General features: G+C 67.4%; 16 protein-coding genes. 7 read left to right on the top strand and 9 right to left on the bottom strand.

The window, feature by feature from the left end:
* Positions 1-26 precede the first annotated feature (26 nt).
* The 4 genes from QE393_RS10170 to QE393_RS10155 form a co-directional block, all read right to left on the bottom strand.
* Positions 27-1577: a sugar ABC transporter ATP-binding protein gene (locus QE393_RS10170; protein ID WP_273806177.1), complete on the bottom strand. Its 1551-nt coding sequence runs from the start codon at positions 1575-1577 to the stop codon at positions 27-29.
* Between the two features lie 349 nt (positions 1578-1926).
* Positions 1927-3162 carry an MFS transporter gene (locus QE393_RS10165; RefSeq protein WP_310043281.1) on the bottom strand — a complete coding sequence of 412 codons (1236 nt, stop codon included), beginning with the start codon at positions 3160-3162 and terminating at the stop codon, positions 1927-1929.
* A 48-nt stretch (positions 3163-3210) separates the two neighbouring features.
* Entirely contained in the window at positions 3211-4281 is a 1071-nt protein-coding gene (locus tag QE393_RS10160; protein ID WP_310043280.1) for a sugar phosphate isomerase/epimerase family protein, read from the bottom strand.
* A 2-nt stretch (positions 4282-4283) separates the two neighbouring features.
* A complete protein-coding gene (locus tag QE393_RS10155) occupies positions 4284-5456 on the bottom strand; it encodes a Gfo/Idh/MocA family oxidoreductase (protein ID WP_310043279.1) in 1173 nt (390 codons plus the stop codon).
* Between the two features lie 162 nt (positions 5457-5618).
* Between QE393_RS10155 and QE393_RS10150 the strand changes: the two genes are divergently transcribed.
* Positions 5619-6614 (top strand): LacI family DNA-binding transcriptional regulator, encoded by a 996-nt coding sequence (locus QE393_RS10150; protein ID WP_310043278.1) that lies wholly within the window; start codon positions 5619-5621, stop codon positions 6612-6614.
* A gap of 15 nt (positions 6615-6629) precedes the next feature.
* Here QE393_RS10150 and QE393_RS10145 read toward each other — a convergent pair whose 3' ends face one another.
* The 3 genes from QE393_RS10145 to QE393_RS10135 all read right to left on the bottom strand — a co-directional run bounded on the left by QE393_RS10145 (position 6630) and on the right by QE393_RS10135 (position 8660).
* The gene (locus QE393_RS10145; protein ID WP_273806183.1) at positions 6630-6869 is read right to left on the bottom strand and encodes a hypothetical protein; all 240 of its coding nucleotides are present in this window, start codon (positions 6867-6869) and stop codon (positions 6630-6632) included.
* A 394-nt stretch (positions 6870-7263) separates the two neighbouring features.
* Positions 7264-7476, bottom strand: a complete 213-nt coding sequence (locus QE393_RS10140; protein ID WP_273806184.1) for a hypothetical protein — start codon at positions 7474-7476, stop codon at positions 7264-7266.
* Positions 7477-7772: 296 nt separating this feature from the next.
* Positions 7773-8660 (bottom strand): LysR family transcriptional regulator, encoded by an 888-nt coding sequence (locus tag QE393_RS10135; RefSeq protein WP_310043275.1) that lies wholly within the window; start codon positions 8658-8660, stop codon positions 7773-7775.
* A gap of 203 nt (positions 8661-8863) precedes the next feature.
* Between QE393_RS10135 and QE393_RS10130 the strand changes: the two genes are divergently transcribed.
* From QE393_RS10130 to QE393_RS10110, 5 genes are read left to right on the top strand one after another with little or no spacing between them, the layout of a single operon-like run.
* Positions 8864-10246 carry a glutamine synthetase family protein gene (locus QE393_RS10130; protein WP_273806186.1) on the top strand — a complete coding sequence of 461 codons (1383 nt, stop codon included), beginning with the start codon at positions 8864-8866 and terminating at the stop codon, positions 10244-10246.
* An 11-nt stretch (positions 10247-10257) separates the two neighbouring features.
* Entirely contained in the window at positions 10258-11751 is a 1494-nt protein-coding gene (locus tag QE393_RS10125; RefSeq protein ID WP_310043272.1) for an aldehyde dehydrogenase, read from the top strand.
* Positions 11752-11806: 55 nt separating this feature from the next.
* Positions 11807-13084, top strand: a complete 1278-nt coding sequence (locus QE393_RS10120) for an FAD-binding oxidoreductase (protein ID WP_273806188.1) — start codon at positions 11807-11809, stop codon at positions 13082-13084.
* Between the two features lie 45 nt (positions 13085-13129).
* Entirely contained in the window at positions 13130-13876 is a 747-nt protein-coding gene (locus QE393_RS10115) for a gamma-glutamyl-gamma-aminobutyrate hydrolase family protein (RefSeq protein ID WP_310043270.1), read from the top strand.
* A 58-nt stretch (positions 13877-13934) separates the two neighbouring features.
* Positions 13935-15476, top strand: coding sequence for an APC family permease (locus QE393_RS10110; protein ID WP_310043268.1), 1542 nt, complete (start codon positions 13935-13937; stop codon positions 15474-15476).
* Positions 15477-15505: 29 nt separating this feature from the next.
* Here the strand turns inward: QE393_RS10110 and QE393_RS10105 are convergent, their stop codons facing one another.
* Complete coding sequence (locus tag QE393_RS10105; RefSeq protein WP_310045624.1) at positions 15506-16651, bottom strand: MFS transporter; 1146 nt, start codon at positions 16649-16651, stop codon at positions 15506-15508.
* 173 nt (positions 16652-16824) lie between these two features.
* On the opposite strand from QE393_RS10105, the gene QE393_RS10100 reads away from it, so the two are divergent.
* Complete coding sequence (locus tag QE393_RS10100) at positions 16825-17454, top strand: TetR/AcrR family transcriptional regulator (protein WP_273806191.1); 630 nt, start codon at positions 16825-16827, stop codon at positions 17452-17454.
* Between the two features lie 37 nt (positions 17455-17491).
* Here the strand turns inward: QE393_RS10100 and QE393_RS10095 are convergent, their stop codons facing one another.
* Complete coding sequence (locus tag QE393_RS10095; RefSeq protein ID WP_310043266.1) at positions 17492-18031, bottom strand: nuclear transport factor 2 family protein; 540 nt, start codon at positions 18029-18031, stop codon at positions 17492-17494.
* Between the last annotated feature and the right edge of the window lie 133 nt (positions 18032-18164).

Genomic DNA, 18164 nt, shown 5'->3' with positions numbered 1-18164 from the left:
GCTCGACACGCGTGGGCGAGCTGCCGTCAGTGCGACGTGCAGCCGGAGGCGTAGTGCATGATCTGGTCCTGGGACGTGGCCCGGGTCTCGACGTCACCGGTCAGGCGACCTTCGTGAAAGACCAGGATCCGATCGCTCATGCCCAGCAATTCCGGCAGCTCAGAACTGATCAGGACGACGCCGATGCCCTGGGCCGCCAGCTGGTCCATCATTTCGTAGATGGCGTACTTGGCGCCGACGTCGATACCCCGGGTGGGCTCGTCGAAGAACATGATCCGGGCGTCGCGGAACAGCCATTTGCCGATGATGATCTTTTGCTGGTTGCCGCCCGAGAGGTAGCGGGTGACCTTGTCGATCGAGGGCGTGCGGATGTCCAGCCGCCGCACGTAGTCCTGGGCGACCCGCGCCTCCTCGCCGAAACGGATGAAGCCCAGCGGCCCGCAGAGGGCATCCAGATTGGCCAGGGTCAGGTTGTGCGCCAGCGTCATCTTGACCGCCAGGCCGTCCTTCTTGCGGTCTTCGGACAGGTAGGCAATGCCCTGGTCGATCCCGTCGCGCGGACTGCGGAGGGTGACCGCGCGGCCGTTGATCTCCACCTGGCCGGCATCCAGCCGATCGGCGCCAAAGATCGCCCGGGCGATCTCGGTGCGCCCGGCGCCCATGAGGCCGGCGAAGCCGAGGATCTCGCCGCGGCGCAATTCGAAGCTGATGTCCTGGAAGACCCCCTTGCGGGTCAGGCCCTGCGCCCGCAGCAGCACCTCGCTGGTGGGCACCGAGGTGCGCGGCGGGAATTTCTCATCGAGGGAGCGCCCGACCATGCCCGCCACGATGGCGTCGACACTGGTGTCGGCAAAGCGCTGGGTGGAGACGTAGCGACCGTCGCGCAGGATGGTCACCCGGTCGACGATGTGGCGCATCTCGTCCAGCCGGTGGGAAATGTAGAGCATGCCGACGCCGCGCGCCTTGAGGTCCTGGATGACCTTGAACAGCGCCTGGGTCTCGCTTTCGGTCAGCGAGGAGGTCGGTTCGTCGAGGATGAGCACCCGGGCGTCCAGCGACAGCGCCTTGGCGATCTCCACCATCTGCTGCTGGGCCACCGACAGCTTGGCCACCGGGGCGCGGGGACTGATGGCCACGCCCAGGCGGGCCAGGCAGGCTTCGGTGTCCGCCTGCATCTTGCGCCTGTCGATCAGGCCGAAGCGCACCGGCTCGCGGGCCAGGAAGATGTTTTCCGCCACCGTGAGGTGGGGCACCAGATTGAGTTCCTGGTGAATGATGGCGATGCCCACATGCTCGGCTTCCGACACGGACTTGAAGTGCCGCTCCTCGCCGAGGTAGTGAATCCGTCCCTCGTCGGGCGGCTGCTGGCCGCTGACGATCTTCATCAGGGTGGACTTGCCGGCGCCGTTCTCGCCGCAGATGGCGTGGACTTCACCCGGGTAGAGGCTGAGGCTGACGTCGTCGAGGGCCACGACGCCGGGAAAGCGCTTGGAAATGTTTTCGAGCGTCAGGCAGGGCGCGGGCGCGGCCGGTACGGGGCCGCCACCTTCGCCGCGGGGCGATGGGGTATCCAGCATGGTGCTCTCTCTTGTTGTTGTTCTAGGGGTGTGCCCTATGTGAGATCCATGGCAGGGAAAGCTACACCCCCGTTCGGATATCTGGCAAGACCAATTGGATTTTTTCGAATTGGTCTTGCCAGATTGCGGCCTGGTTGATGAAAACCTCATGGCGCAGGGCAGGCGATGGGTGACGGACGGACCAGGCGTTCAGCACGGCGCGGCTTGGCGGGGAGACAGGCGCGGGATAGCGACGGATGGGGCTGACCAGTAGGCGCAGCGCCTGGTCCATGGGCCCCTCTGAAGTGCATGGGGAAAGGCGCTTTGGGTGGCCCGCCGCTGTTCAGGCCGGGCCACCGAGCGAGACGCCCTAGCGCACGGGCGCAGCCGCCGCGGCGCGTGCCGGACGGGCGTCGCGGAAGGTGACCAGAAAGGCCAGCAGCACGCCCAGGGAGAACACCGCCGGGAACAGCCAGATGCCCTGCCAGTCATGGCCGGCGGTGCTGGCATAGTGATCCGAGACCATCCCGGCCACCCGGAAGCCGACCAGCATGCCCACGCCGTAGGTGGCCAGGGTGATCAGGCCCTGGGCCGCACTCTTGTTCGCCTCGCCGGCCTTGGCGTCGGTATAGATCTGCCCGGAGACGAAGAAGAAGTCGTAGCAGACGCCATGCAGGGCGATGCCCAGCAGCAGGTAGGCGAGGGCGTCACCCTGGGCGCCCAGGGCGAAGCAGCCATAGCGCACCGCCCAGGCCAGCATCCCCACCAGCAGGGTGCGCTTGAGGCCGAAGCGGCGGATGAACAGCGGCAGGAGCAGCATGAAGCCCACCTCGGACACCTGGCCGAGGGTCATCATGCCGGTGGGGTTGGCGACACCCAGTTCGGCGAGAAAGAGGTTGGCGTTCTGGTAGTAGAAGGCCAGCGGAATGCAGATCAGCACCGAGGCGGCGAAGAACACCGCGAAGCTGCGGTCCTTGAGCAGGCGCAGGGCGTCCAGGCCAAGCATCGCGCCCAGGCCGCCGCGGGTGGCCGGCAGCGGCGCGGTGCGCGGCAGGCTGAAGCTGTAGAGACCGAGGAGGAGGGAGGCCGCGGCGCCGAGCAGGAAGGTGTTGCGCAGGGCGCCGGCGGCGATGCCGCTGCGGCTGTCCCAGGCGAAGACGAAGCTGATCGCCAGCCCGGCGGCGATCCAGCCCAGGGTGCCCCAGACGCGGATCCGGGCGAACTGCCGGGCCGGATCGGCCAGATGGCGGAAGGCCACGGAATTGGCCAGCGCCAGGGTCGGCATGTAGCAGAGCATGTAGGCCAGCACCAGCGGATAGAAGGTGGTGAAATCGGCCGCCGCATAGAGCTGGTAGAGCAGCACCGCGCCGGCCAGGTGCAACAGGCCGAGGATGCGCTCGGCGTTGAAGTAGCGATCGGCGATCAGGCCGACCACGAAGGGCGCCAGGATCGCGCCCCAGGACTGGGTGGCGAAGGCCTGGCCGATCTGGCCACCATTGGCGCCCAGGGTGTTGCCGAGAAAGGTCGCCAGGGTGACGAACCAGCTGCCCCAGATAAAGAACTGCAGGAACATCAGGGTGCTCAGGCGTAGCGAAAGTGCGTTCATCGTCGATTCCTTGTTGTGGGTTATGTGACGAAAAAACGAGCGGGGTCCTTACTCCAGGCCGAGCATCCGCCGATTGCGCGCCGGGTCGGCGTCGCTGCCGGCGAAGTCGTCGAAGGCGCGGGTGGCCGGCTGGATCAGGTGACGCTGGATGAAGGGCGCCCCTTCGGCCGCGCCCTGGGCCGCGTCCTTGAGGCAGCATTCCCATTCCAGCACCGCCCAGCCGTCGAAGCCGTACTGGGTGAGCTTGCTGAAGATGGCGCCGAAATCGACCTGCCCGTCGCCCAGTGAGCGGAAGCGCCCCGGCCGCTCGGCCCAGTCCTGGTAGCCGCCATAGACGCCGCTGCGCGCATCGGGACGGAATTCCGCGTCCTTGACGTGGAACATGCCGATGCGCGCGTGATAGCGGTCGATGAAGCCCAGGTAGTCCAGCTGCTGCAGGACGAAATGGCTGGGGTCATAGAGGATCCGCGCCCGGGGATGGTCGTCCACCGCCGCCAGGAAGCGCTCGAAGGTGGCGCCGTCGTGCAGGTCTTCGCCCGGATGCAATTCGAAGCAGAGGTCGATGCCTTCTTCGCCATAGACGTCGAGGATGGGGCGCCAGCGACGGGCCAGCTCGGCGAAGCCATCGTCCACCAGGCCCGCCGGACGCTGCGGCCAGGGATAGACATAGGGCCAGAGCAGGGCGCCGGAAAAGCTCGCCACCGCCTTGAGGCCGAGTCGGCGACTGGCCTTGGCGGCCAGCTTGAGCTGCTTGACCGCCCAGGCCTGGCGCTCTTCCGGGCGGCCGCGCAGTGCCGGCGGGGCAAAGGCGTCGAAGGCCTCGCTGAAGGCCGGATGCACGGCCACCAGCTGGCCTTGCAGATGGGTCGAGAGTTCGCTGATGGCCACTCCGGCGTCGGCGCACTGCCCGAGCAGTTCGTCGCAGTAGTCCTGGCTGGCGGCGGCGCGTTCCAGATTCGGGCACTGGGGGCCCAGCGTCGGTAGCTGGATGCCGCGGTAGCCGAGGTCCGCCGCCCAGCGCGCCAGATTGGGTAGGGTGTCGAAGGGCGGTTTGTCGTCGAGAAACTGGGCGAGAAAGATCGCCGGGCCCTTGAGGCCGGGACGAGCGTTGGCGGCCATGTTCAGGCTCCTGGGGTCGGTAGGGGGGTCCAGGCGCCCTGGTGCCGATGGCTGGCCAGGGCGGTTTCGATAAAGGCCAGGCCGCGCCAGCCCGTGCGGATGCCGGGCTGGCCCGGCGCGGGATCGGCAGGATCGCGAATGGCCGCGGCCAACTGGCGATAGAGATTGGCCAGGGCTTCGAGATAGCCCTCTGGGTGCCCGGCGGGCAGGCGCAGGCGCTGCTGGGTGCCGGCACTCAGCCAGGGCAGGCCGAGGCCGGCGCGCAGGTCCTGTGGCGGTTGGTCGAGGCTGCGCTGCAGCAGGCTGTTGGGCTCCTGCTGCCGCCATTCCAGACTGCCGCGTTCTCCGTAGAGGCGGATGCGCAGGCCATTTTCCTCGCCAATGCAGACCTGGCTGGCCAATAGGCTGCCGCTGGCGCCCGCGGCGGTCTCGAACAGCACCATGACATCGTCGTCCAGCCGCCGACCGGGCAGGTGGCTGCGCAGGTGGGCGCTGAGGCGGGTGATGGGCTGGCCGCCGATGAATTCGGCCAGGCTGAAGGCATGGGTGCCGATGTCGCCCAGGCAACCGCCCGGGCCGGAGGCGGCCGGATCGTCGCGCCAGGCCGCCTGCCGATTGCCGGTGGCGGCCAGATCCATGGCGAGCCAGCCCTGGAGGTATTCCACATGGATCTTGCGCAGTGCCCCCAGCTCACCCCGGGCGACCCGCTCGCGGGCCTCCCATACCAGGGGATAGCCGAGGTAGCTGTGGGCCAGGGCATAGCGCAGGGGCTGGGGCAGGGTGGCCAGCGTGTCCGCCAGGCTCTGTACCTGGGCCAGCGAGATACCGGCGGGTTTTTCCGAGAAGACGTGGAAGCCGGCGGTCAGGGCCGCCTGGGCGATGGGTACATGGAGGTCATTGGGTGTGACGATCACCAGCAACTCGACCCGCTGCTCGGCGGGCAGCCGGGCCTCTTCGGCCAACAGGTCCTGCCAGGAGGCATAGACCCGCCGGGGCGCCAGGCCGAGGTCGCGGCCGGTCGCGCCGTTGTTGGCGGGATCACGGCTGAAGGCGCCGCAGACCAGTTCGAGGGCGCCATCCAGGGCCGCGGCGCGGCGGTGGGCCGCGCCGATGAAGGCGCCCTGGCCGCCACCGATCATGCCGTAGCGGACCTTGCCGCCGGTTTGAGCCTGCATCCTCTTACCCTCGGTTTATTGTTGTGTTGAGTGTAACCGGTTACATCTGGGGATATTTGGAGCCCGTGGCGGTCGTTAGTCAAGCGCCCGGCGGACGTACGGCTTGCCCGCACGCAGGGCTTTGCGCACAGTGACAACCTTTCCCACGCCAACCGAGGCCGCATGTCCAATATCCGCAGGGTCGCCGAGCTGGCCGGGGTTTCGGTCGCTACCGTGTCGCGCACCCTGAAGAATCCCGAGGTGGTGGCGCCGGCGACCCGCGAGCGGGTGCAGGCCGCCGTGACCGCGGCCAACTACCGGCCCAATGGGATGGCGGTGCAGTTCCGTTCGCGACGCACCAGCAATCTGGTGGTGCTGGTGCCGCTGATCGCCAACAGCTTCTTCGCCCGTGTCATCGCCGGGATCCAGCAAGCGGCCCAGGCGGCGGGGTATCGGGTGTTGCTGTGCGATACCGCGGGCGACGAGGCCCGTGAGCGCGAGTACGCCGAGCTGGTCTATGCGCGGCAGGCGGATGGGGTGATCCAGTTGCGCGCCTTCGATCCCTTCGCCGGTGACCCCGACGCGCCGCCGGTGGTGAATGCCTGCGAGGTGCTTGCCGAGCACTCCTGGCCCAAGGTGCGGCTGGACAACCGTGCCGCCGCCCGCTGCCTCACCGAACACCTTTTGGCACTGGGTCACAGGCGCATCGCCCTGATCAAGGGCCCGGAAGACAGCCCGCTGACCCTGGAGCGCCTGGCCGGTTACCGCGAGGCGCTCACCCGGGCCGGTATCCCGCTGGACCCGGATCTGCAGCACCCGGGCGATTTCACCCTGGCCGCCGGCGCCGCCGCGGCCCGGGCGCTGCTGGGACTGCCGGAGCGACCAACCGCGCTGTTCTGCTGCAGTGACGAGATGGCGATCGGCGCACTCCAGACCCTTCGCGGCGCTGGGCTGCGGGTGCCCGAGGACCTGTCCCTGGCCGGCTTCGACGACATTGCCTTCGCGGCCTACAGCGATCCTCCGCTGACGACCATCGCCCAACCCGCGGAGGCCTTCGGCCAGCGGGCCGTCGCCCTGTTGCTGGAGATCCTCAGCGGCGCGGCGCCGACCCAGCGGGAGGTGGTGTTGCCCTTCGAGCTGGTGGTGCGGGGCAGCACTGGCGCCTGCGGCCTCCGCTGAGGTCTCGGGGAGCGGCTAGTCCGTGCGGGATGCACGGACCAGCGCCAGCCGCTCGCGGATGTAGCTGTCGTTGTTGATCGCCTGCGTATCGAAGGGGATGGCCACGGCCCGGGTGTCGGAGCGCGAATACAGGCGCGCGAAGATCGAACCGTCGGGGCAGGTGGGGCTCACCAGAACGGTCCAGTCGGCCAGTTCACGACTCAGACGCTGCATCAGGAACTGCGTCGGCAGGGTTGCGGGATTGACGTTGTTCATTGGTCTTGCCTTGGCTTGTTGCAATGGTTTCGACGGGTACTCGGCGCCTCTCCGCCTGCCGATCACCGCGCATGATCGATTCGGGTTTGGTTCCCAGCCTCTCCAGTACGCGGCACAGCGGCGACGGTCGCGCCCGGCTGCGACGCACCCCGGTGTCGGTCGAGAGGGTTGGCTGCCGGGGCACGTTCTCGAGGTTCAGTTTTTCCAGGATGGCATCGTGCGGGCGGCGAGCGCTTTGGCCAGCAGCGGCGGGTGGGCGCTCACCCCGGTCATGCGTGGGTGTCTCCCTGGTCAGGGTGAGGACGCAGGCAACGCTGTCCATGCGGGTGCGGTGACCCTTGTCCGGCACGGCGCCGGGCTGCGCCTTGCCGGGCAGTACCGCGGCAGTGGTGAGCTAATGCGCATCGGTCGCCAGTCTCACTGCCACTTCCTCGACCAGTTGTATGGTTTCCGCCGTCAGGGCTTCGAACTGGAAGAGGATCTCCTGCAGTTCCGAACTGCCCATGTCGACATTGCGCAATTGATCGATTCTCAAGGTAAGCAGTCGGTGAATATTCAACAGGCAATCGCGGTCGGGATTTTGGGGTATGGCGAAGCGGGCGCTCATCGTTGTCTCCGTGGAAGTTGACCACCATGACTCTCGATATCGCCTAACTGGCTTGTTTTTTAAGGCAATTGGTCGCCGACGGCCTACCTGGAAACGCCGCTTTTCGTGCTTGACTCCAAGTGTCCGAAGAGCACTCCCAGGCACTTTGTCGCGTTAATGACCTTATCTTCAAACAGTGCGTCAAGAAGGCGTGAAAAATTCGTTAAAAACGCTGATCGACAATTATTTTAGTGGAGTGTGGTTCTACGAAACTGGTCGCCAAGTTGACCTTGAAAGCGACGAACGAGCGCGTCGCTTCAGGCCTGGCAGACATCCACTATCCGGGCTTTCAACAGATTCGCCAGTTCATCGAAGAGAATCTGCACCGAGCGCAGCGACAGGTTGTCGGGGCGGGTCAGCAGCCAGATATCGGTGTCGCAGCCGGGCAGCGCCGGGCCCAGGCGTTCGACGCCGTCGAGGCTACTGATCATGAAGTCGGGGAGGGCGGCGATACCGAGACCGGCGCCGACCAGGCTGCCGACCGAGGACATGCTGCTGCAGCGATAGCGCGGGGTGAGGCTGGGGTAGGCCTGGCGCAGCCAGGTGACCGAGACATGATCGGCGAGGGAATCGTCCGGGGCTATCCAGGGCAACTCGGTGGCCAGCTGGCCGTAACCGGCGCGATGGCGCTCGTGGCCGCAGACGAAGTAGGAGCTGCGGCCGAGCCGGCGGCCGATCAGGTGTTCCGGCGGCGCGTTGGACAGGCGCAGAGCGATGTCCGCATCCCGCCGGCTCAGGCTGGCGAAGGTGTTGGAGGTGGCGACTTCCAGGGCGACCGCGGGATAGCGCGGCATGAGCTCGGCGAGCGCTGGCAGGAGCAGGCTGCGCAGGACGGCATCGGTGCAGGTCAGGCGGACCGTGCCGCTGATGACGTTCTCGCCCTGGGTGAGGGCGATCCGCGCCGCCTCCAGCGCCTGTTCGGCACGCTCGGCCTGTTCGGCGAGGGCCTTGGCGCTCTGGGTCGGGGTATAGCCGCGGCGGGTCTTGTCGAACAGCGCCACCTGCAGATTGGCTTCGAGCTTGCGGATCGCGCGAAAGACCGTGGAGACGTCCACCTGCAACTGCTCGGCCGCTCTGGCCAGGGTCCGGCCGCGCACCAGGGCGAGGATCAGCCTGAGATCGGCATGGCCTATCTGATATTGCATCCGTGCATTCTTCCTTTGCCGATTTGCCGATATGGGTTGCGCTCATGCCAATTTATACTGGCCCAGCCCGTCGAGGGCAATCAGGTGGAAGGGCGGACCCTGGCAAAGAGGGTCGCCGCCTGCAGCAACCACCGCCCACAGCCACGCTGCAAGACCCGCACGACCAAGCACAACGAAGCGGGCCAGCGTCAAGGATGCCTCCCATGAATGCGATATCCCCCCGCGTCGTCCAGCTCACCGAAGCCAACGGCTTTCTCAAGGAGCACCCGGAAATCCAGTACGTCGATCTGTTGATCACCGACATGAACGGCGTCATCCGCGGCAAGCGCGTCGAGCGGGCCAGTCTCTCCAAGGTCTATGAGCGCGGCATCAATCTGCCGGCCTCGCTGTTCGCCCTGGACATCAACGGCTCCACGGTGGAAAGCACCGGCCTGGGCCTGCACATCGGCGATGCCGACCGCACCTGCTTTCCCATCCCCGGCACCCTGAGCTACGAGCCCTGGCAGAAGCGCCCGACCGCGCAACTGCTGATGACCATGCACGAGCAGGACGGCTCGCCGTTCTTCGCCGATCCGCGCGAGGTGCTGCGGCGGGTGGTGAAGAAGTTCGACGACCTGGGCCTGATCATCTGCGCCGCCTTCGAACTGGAGTTCTATCTGATCGACCAGGAGAACGTGAACGGTCGGCCGCAGCCGCCGCGGTCACCGATCTCCGGCAAGCGACCGGTCTCCACCCAGGTCTATCTGATCGATGACCTGGACGAATACGTGGACTGCCTGCAGGACATGCTCGAAGGCGCCAAGGAGCAGGGGCTGCCGGCGGATGCCATCGTCAAGGAATCCGCGCCGGCGCAATTCGAGGTCAACCTGCACCACGTCGAGGACGCCATCAAGGCCTGCGACCATGCGGTGCTGCTCAAGCGGCTGATCAAGAACATTGCCTACGACCATGAGATGGATTCCACCTTCATGGCCAAGCCCTATCCCGGTCAGGCCGGTAACGGTCTGCACGTACACATCTCGCTGCTGGACAAGCAGACCGGGCAGAACATCTTCGCCACCGATGATCCCGAGCATCATGGGCCGCTGCGCCATGCCATCGCCGGTATCCTGGAAACCCTGCCGGCGTCGATGGCCTTCCTCTGTCCGAACGTCAATTCCTACCGCCGCTTCGGCGCCCAGTTCTATGTGCCCAACGCGCCGAGCTGGGGGCTGGACAACCGCACCGTGGCGGTGCGCGTGCCCACCGGCAGCAGCGAGGCGATCCGCATCGAGCACCGTGTCGCCGGGGCCGACGCCAATCCCTATCTGATGATGGCCTCGATCCTCGCCGGCATTCACCACGGTATGACCCAGCGCCTGGAGCCCTGCGCCCCGGTCAGTGGCAACTCCTACGAGCAGCTCGAACAGAGCCTGCCGAACAACCTGCGCGACGCCCTGCGCCGGCTGGACGACAGCGCGGTGATGAACCAGTACATCAGCCCCGAGTACATCGACATCTTCGTCGCCTGCAAGGAAGCCGAGCTGGAAGAATTCGAGACCACCATCTCCGATCTCGAATACAACTGGTACCTGCATACCGTCTAGGAGGCGTGATCATGACCGTGCTGACGCAACAGGACTGGGAGCAGCGCGCCCAGGCATTGACCGTCGAAGCCCGTGCCTTCATCGACGGTACCTACCGCGATGCCCTGGGCGGTGCGACCTTCGACGACCTGAGTCCGGTGGATGGTCGGCACCTGGCGCGGGTGGCCAGTTGCATGGCCGAGGATGCCGAGCTGGCCGTACGGGTCGCCCGGGCGAGTTTCGCGCGAGGCGACTGGGCCCATCGGGCCCCGGCGCAGCGCAAGCGGGTGCTGATCGCCTTCGCCGAGCTGCTGCTGGCCCATGCCGAAGAGCTGGCCCTGCTGGAAACCCTGGACATGGGCAAGCCGATCAGCGACTCGCTCGCCATCGACGTGCCGGCGGCGGCCAATGCCCTGCGCTGGAGCGCCGAGGCCATCGACAAGGTCTATGACGAGGTGGCGCCCACCCCGCGCGACCAGCTCGGCCTGGTGACCCGCGAGCCGGTCGGGGTGGTCGCGGCCATCGTGCCCTGGAATTTCCCCCTGATGATGGCCTGCTGGAAGCTCGGGCCGGCACTCGCCACCGGCAACTCGGTGATCCTCAAGCCGTCCGAGAAGTCGCCGCTGACCGCCATCCGCATCGCCGCCCTGGCGCTGGAGGCCGGCATCCCGGCGGGGGTGTTCAACGTGCTGCCTGGCTACGGCCACACCGTCGGCCAGGCGCTGGCGCTGCACCCGGACGTCGATACCCTGGTCTTTACCGGTTCCACCCGCATCGCCAAGCAGCTGCTGGTCTATGCCGGCGAGTCGAACATGAAGCGCGTCTGGCTGGAGGCGGGCGGCAAGAGTCCCAACATCGTCTTCGCCGATGCTCCGGACCTAGCCGCCGCGGCCGAGGCAGCCGCGGCGGCCATCGCCTTCAACCAGGGCGAGGTGTGCATCGCCGGCTCGCGGCTGCTGGTCGAGCGCTCGATCAAGGAGCGCTTCCTGGCCTTGGTGGCGGAGGCGCTGCAGGCTTGGGCGCCCGGCCATGCCTTGAATCCCGATACCCGCGTCGGCGCGCTGGTGGACGAGGGCCATCTGCGCACCGTGCTGGGCTTCATCGAAGCGGGCCGCGCCGAGGGTGCACGACTGGTGAGCGGTGGCGAGCGTGCCCTGGGCGAAACCGGCGGCAGCTACGTGACCCCGACGATCTTCGAGGGGGTGGACAATGCCATGCGCATCGCCCGCGAAGAGATCTTCGGCCCGGTGCTGGCGGTGATCGACTTCGACGGCGAAGAAGAGGCCTTGCGCATCGCCAACGATACTCCCTATGGCCTGGCCGCCGCCGTCTGGACGAGAGATCTCTCCCGCGCCCATCGCGTGGCCCGCGCCTTGCGTGCAGGCAGTGTCTGGGTCAACCAGTATGATGGCGGCGACATGACGGCGCCCTTCGGTGGCTTCAAGCAGTCCGGCAACGGACGCGACAAGTCGCTGCACGCCTTCGACAAATACACCGAACTCAAGGCGACCTGGATCAAGCTCTGAACAGGCGCGGCGACTCGGGCGTTCGCGCCGGAGTCGCAGGCAGAGGAATCTCACCATGCAACAACATGTCGGCAGTTACTACGCGGCTTCGCGCAACATCCACACCGAATACCCGGCGCTCCAGGGCAGTGTCGAAAGCGACGTCTGCGTCATCGGCGCCGGTTACACCGGGCTTTCCACCGCACTGTTTCTGCTGGAGCACGGCTTCAGCGTGACGGTGCTGGAAGCGGCGCGGGTCGGCTTCGGCGCCTCCGGGCGCAACGGCGGGCAGATCGTCAACAGCTACAGCCGCGACATCGATGCCATCGAGCGGCAGTTGCCCGCCAAGCAGGCGCAACTGCTGGGGGAGATGGCCTTCGAAGGCGGACGGATCATTCGCGAGCGTATCGCGCGCTACGACATCCAGTGCGATCTCAAGGACGGCGGCGTCTTCGCCGCCCTGACCGGCAAGCAGCTCGGTCACCTGGAAGCCCAGCAGAAGCTCTGGGAGCGTTATGGCCATACCCAGCTGCAGTTGCTCGACGAGCGCGGCATCGGTGAGGTGGTCGGTACCAATCGCTATCTGGGCGGGCTGCTGGACATGAGTGGCGGCCACATCCATCCGCTCAACCTGGCCCTGGGCGAAGCCGCCGCGGTGGCGTCCCTGGGCGGCAAACTCTATGAACAGAGCGCGGCCGTGCGTATCGACCGCGGCGCCAATCCGGTGGTGCATACCGCCAATGGCCAGGTGAAGGCGCGCTTCGTGGTGGTGGCCGGCAACGCCTACCTGGGCGGGCTGGTGCCGGAGCTGGCCGCCAAGTCCATGCCCTGCGGCACCCAGGTGCTCACCACCGAGCCGCTGTCCGAGGACATGGCGCGCAGCCTGCTGCCCCAGGACTATTGCGTGGAGGACTGCAACTACCTGCTCGACTACTTCCGCCTCAGCGCCGATCGCCGGTTGATCTACGGCGGTGGCGTGGTCTATGGCGCGCGTGATCCGGCGGACATCGAGGCGATCATCCGACCGAAGATGCTGCAGACCTTCCCGCAGCTCAAGGACGTGAAGATCGACTTCACCTGGACCGGCAACTTCCTGCTGACGCTGTCGCGCCTGCCGCAGGTGGGCCGCCTCGGCGACAACATCTACTACTCCCAGGGTTGCAGCGGCCACGGCGTCACCTATACCCACCTGGCGGGCAAGGTGCTGGCCGAGGCCCTGCGCGGCCAGGCCGAGCGTTTCGATGCCTTCGCCGGCCTGCCGCACTATCCCTTCCCGGGCGGGCAGCTCCTGCGCGTGCCCTTCACCGCACTGGGCGCGACCTACTACCAGCTGCGCGATCGCCTCGGTATCTGACCCTGTCCGCCCGCCGTGTACCGGCGGGCTCCCTGGAGATAAGCCATGTCCCCTATGCCCCTGATCGGCGTGACGGCGTGCCGGCAGACGCTCGGCAAATACGATTCCCATACCGTCGGCGACAAGTACGTCGAGGCGGCGGGTCATGCCGGCCTGCCGGTGGTGCTGCCGGCGCGCAGCGTGCCGAGCGATCCGCAGGCGCTGCTGGAGCACCTGGATGGCCTGCTGTTCACCGGCTCGCCCTCCAACGTCGAGCCCCATCACTACCAGGGACCGGCGAGTCTCGTCGGCACCCAGCACGATGCCGCGCGCGACGCCTACACCCTGCCGCTGCTGCGCCTGGCCATCGACCGCGGCATCCCGGTGTTCTGCATCTGCCGCGGCTTCCAGGAACTCAACGTGGCCCTCGGCGGCAGCCTGCACCAGCGGGTGCAGGAACTGCCGGGACATGACGACCACCGCGAGCCCCAGAGCGAGCGGCTGGCCGCGCAGTACGCGCCCACCCATCCGGTCACGGTGCCGCCGGGCGGGGTATTCGAGCGCCTCGGCCTGCCGGCCAGCTTCCAGGTGAATTCGCTGCACAGCCAGGGCATTGATCGCCTGGCGCCCGGGCTGCGCATCGAGGCCCAGGCGCCGGATGGCCTGGTGGAAGGAGTATCCCTGGCCGACGCTCCCGGTTTCGTCGTCGGCGTGCAATGGCATCCCGAGTGGAATTTCCGCGAGAGTCCCGAATCCCTGGCGCTGTTGGACGCCTTTCGCGACGCCTGCCAGCGCCATGCCGCCGCGCGTTAGGCACCTTGCGGCATCCGCCGGACTCTGAATAACAATTCCAACAGCAGGGCAGCGACCTATGACTGAACAGCGCAAGGGCACGCCGGCAGGCGGCTCGAATGCCGCCGGGCCGGAAGCCCTGGCCGATCCGTCCGCCAAGGGCCTGGCTGCCGGCTCCCTCGGGCTGCTCGCCTGCGTGGTGCTGGGCATTTCCACCATCGCCCCCGTCTACACCCTGACGGGCGCCCTGGGTCCCACCGTGCGCGAGGTGGGCGTCTATCTGCCCGCCGTCTTCATCGTCGGTTTCCTGCCGATGCTGCTGGTGGCCCTGGGGTATCGCGAGCTGAACGCGGTCGATCCGGACAGCGGCACCTCCTTTACCTGGTCCACCCGCGCCTTTGGTCCCATGATCGGCTGGATCGGTGGCTGGGGGCTGGTGACGGCCACCACCATCGTCCTTTCCAACCTCGCCGGCGTGGCGGTGGACTTCTTCTACCTGTTCCTCGCCCAGCTCAGCGGCCGGGCGGAGCTGGCCGCGCTGTCGCAGCACCTGCTGGTGAACGTCGTCACCTGCTGCCTGTTCATCGCCATCGCGGTCTGGATCAGCTGCCGCGGCATCGGCATGACCATGAGCGTCCAGTACGGCCTGGTAGCCCTGCAGCTGCTGGTGCTGATCGGCTTTTCCCTGGCGGCCTTCAGCGCCGCGCCGCAGGCGGCGCCGGTGGTCTTCCATCCGGAGTGGTTCAACCCCTTCAACGTCGAATCCTTTTCCGCCTTCGCCGCGGGCCTGTCGCTGTCGATCTTCATCTTCTGGGGTTGGGATGTCTGCCTGACGGTGAGCGAAGAGTCGGTGGGCAGCCAGAAGGTGCCAGGGCGGGCGGCCACGGTCACGGTGCTGCTGATCCTGCTGCTATACCTCTTCACCGCCGCGGCGACCCTGCAATTCGCCGGCATCAGCGACGCCGGCCTGGGCCTGGGCAATCCGGAGATCCAGGAAAACGTCTTCGCCCACTTGGCCGGACCGGTGATGGGGCCGCTGGCGATCCTGATGTCCATCGCGGTGCTGGCCAGCACCGCCGCCTCGCTGCAGTCGACCTTCATCTCGCCGGCCCGTACGTTGCTGGCGATGGGGTACTACGGCGCGGTGTCGCGGCGCTTCGCCCACATCTGCCCAAGATCGCGCACGCCGCGCTATGCCACCGTTGCCGCCGGCATCGCCACCGGCGGCTTCTATGTGGTCATGCGCATCCTCAGCGACAACGTCCTGGCGGACACCATCACCGCCCTGGGCATGATGATCTGCTTCTACTACTCGCTGACCGCCTACGCCTGCGTCTGGTATTTCCGCCGCAGCCTGTTCGCCAGCCTGCGCCACGCGCTCCTGCGCGGCCTCTGCCCGCTGCTCGGCGCCATCATCCTTTCGGTGATCTTCTGGCAGACCGCCATCGCCAGTCTCTCGCCGGACTTCGGCAGCGGCTCCCACCTCGGCGGCATCGGGCTGGTGTTCATCATCGCTGTGGTGATCCTGGGGCTGGGTCTGGCGCTGATGCTGTTCGCCCGCTGGCGGGCGCCGGCCTTCTTCCAGGGCGAGACGCTGGAGGCGGTCCCGCACCGGGGCTGAAGGGCTGGGCAGGGCGCCCGCGCGGACGGTCAGTGACCCAGGACGGGGGTACCGCTCGCCCGGGTGCCGGCGGGAAAGCCGTGGCGCCGGGCATTGGCGGCGATGGCCAGGGCGCCCAGGGAGAGCGCCACCACGGCCCAGCTCAGGGCCTGGGGGCCGATGCCATCCAGCAACAGCCCGCCGAGGATGCCGCCCCCAGCGATGGCGCTGTTCCAGGTCACCACGTTCATCGCCAGCGCTGCATCGGCACCTCTCCCCGCCGTATCCGCCAGGGCGGTCTGCAGCAGGGTGGCCGCGCCGCCAAAGGTCAGGCCCCAACCAAAGACACCCAGGTACTGCAGCAGCGCCGAGTCACGATTGAGCCCCAGCAGCAGCGCGATCACGGCGAAGCCGGCAAGACTCGCCAGCACGGCCCGCCGCAGGCTGTGATCGACGATCCGCCCGGTGATCCAGATCCCCGCCAGCGAGGCCACCCCGAAGGTCAGCAGCACCCGGTCGACCTGAGCGCCCAGGCCGGCCTGGGCAACGAAGGGCGCGATATAGGTGTAGAGCAGGTTGTGGGCCAGCATCCAGGTAAAGACCACGCCGAGGATGGCGCGAATGCCAGGCGTGGCGAACACCTCGCGCAGTGGCAGGCGCTGGCCCTCGGCTTGCCCAGGATAGTCGGGCACCTTGGCCAGGACCCAGACGATCAGGCCGAGGGTGAGGGCGGACATCCAGGCGAAGGCCAGCCGCCAGCCCAGCAGACCACCGAGCCAGGTCCCCAGGGGCACGCCCAGGGACAGGGCGACCGGTGTGCCGATCATGGCGATGGCCATCGCCCGTCCTTGCAGGCGCGGCACCACCATGCGCCGGGCATAGCCGGCCAGCAGACTCCAGGCCAGGCCGGCCGCGGCCCCGGCGGCGAAGCGGGCGATCAGCGTCAGCGCATAGCTGGAGGAGAGCGCGGTGAGGGTGTTGAACAGCAGAAAGCCCAGGATCGTCGCCAGCAGCACCCGGCGCCGCCGCCAGCGCGCCGTTGCCAAGGTGAGGGGGATGGCGGCGGTCAAAGAGCCGGCGGCATAGGCGGTCACCGTCTGCCCGGCCAGGGCAGGGGAGACCTGGAGTCCCTGGGCGATCTCGGGGAGCAGGCCGGCGGGCAGCGTCTCGGTCATGATGCAGATGAAGCCGGTCATGGCCAGCGCCAGCAGCGCGGCGACTGGCAGGCGTTCAGGATCGGGGGTCGCGGTCACGGGTAAACTCCTTAGATATGTATCGATCGGTATATATCTAAGCAGCAGCTGCTCTGGCTGGTCAATGAATTCTGTATCGTCTAGTATAAAAATCGAATCTGACGAGGAGTACGGCTGTGGCTCAGGTGGGGCGTCCCCGGTCCTTCGACCGGACTCAGGCAATCGATGACGCGCTGCTGCTGTTCTGGCGGTATGGCTATGAGGCGACGTCCCTGAGTCGGCTCAAGGCGGCAATCGGCGGTGGCATCACCGCGCCCAGCTTCTATGCGGCCTTCGGTTCGAAGGAGGCGCTGTTCAAGGAGGTGGTCGCCCGCTACATGGAGACCCATGGCCGGGTGAACGATCCGCTGTTCGACGAGACCCTGGCACCCCGGGAGGCAATCGCCTCGGCCCTGTCGCGCTCTGCGCGGATGCAATGCGATGAGCGCCTGCCCAAGGGCTGCCTGGTGGCGCTCGGCACCCTGGGCTCCTATGCGGAGGAGGACTCCAGCCTGTCGCTGCCCCTGCGCGAGGCCCGCGCCCGGATCCGCGCCGGGCTGCTGGCCTGCGTCAGGCGCGGTATCGTCGGCGGCGACCTCGCGCAAGGCACCGACGCTCAGGCCCTGGCGACGCTGTTCGAAGGCTTTCTGCTGGGCATCTCACCCATGGCGCGGGATGGGGTAGCGTTACCGGTCATCGAGGGCGCCATCGCAATGGCGATGACACTGTGGGACGGCCAGCGGCCCCCTGGTCGCGGCGTCGCCTGAGCCAGGTGTCTTGCGCCGTGATCGCACGGGCGTGTCGTCAGGGCGCCTGTCGTTTACCGGTGGCTGTGGCGGGGGAGGGGTCTGCCAGCGCGATGCGGTCGATGACGTCCTGATAGGGGACGAGATCGAGAAAGGCCTCGACCTGGGTCGCACGTTCCCCGGCCATCTTGAAGATCCAGACGTATTCGTTGCGATAGGGCGCGCCATCACGCGCCGTGGCCGTGCCCTTCCAGCGCACCACGACGTGGTCTTCGCTTGCCCAGATACCCTGGACCCGAGGCACGATGGGCGTGGCCAGGCGCTGCGCGAAGGGGCGTACGGCGCGCTGCAGAAAGTCCTCGCGGCCGTGGTAGGTGCCCGCCGCCTGCCCGCTGCCCTGGATGGTCCAGACCACGTCGGGCGAGAGCAGGTCGTCGAAGAGACTGCCGCGGCCCGCGCGCCAGTTCGCGAAGGCGTCTTCGACCAGGCGCTGGTGGCGTTCAGGGGTGGATTCAGCGGTTGCGACACCGTTCCAGGGACCACTCAGGACGGTGAGCGACAGCAGCACGCTGCCGGTAAGACGCTTGGCTGGATTCATGGCGGAATGCTCGCAGAGGACGGGATGAGGTGGGCGCCGGCGAACGGCACCCGCCTGGAATCCACCTTAGGCCGCTGGCGGCGTCCGCATAACCGGCGCGCGACTGGACACTCCGGTTAGCACGCCTTACCGC

The sequence above is a fragment of the Pseudomonas sp. SORGH_AS_0211 genome, from assembly GCF_031453455.1.
In the GTDB taxonomy this organism is placed as follows: domain Bacteria; phylum Pseudomonadota; class Gammaproteobacteria; order Pseudomonadales; family Pseudomonadaceae; genus Chryseomonas; species Chryseomonas aestiva.
Note: the sequence above shows the minus strand (reverse complement) of the source record. Positions and strands in the feature narration are given on the sequence as shown.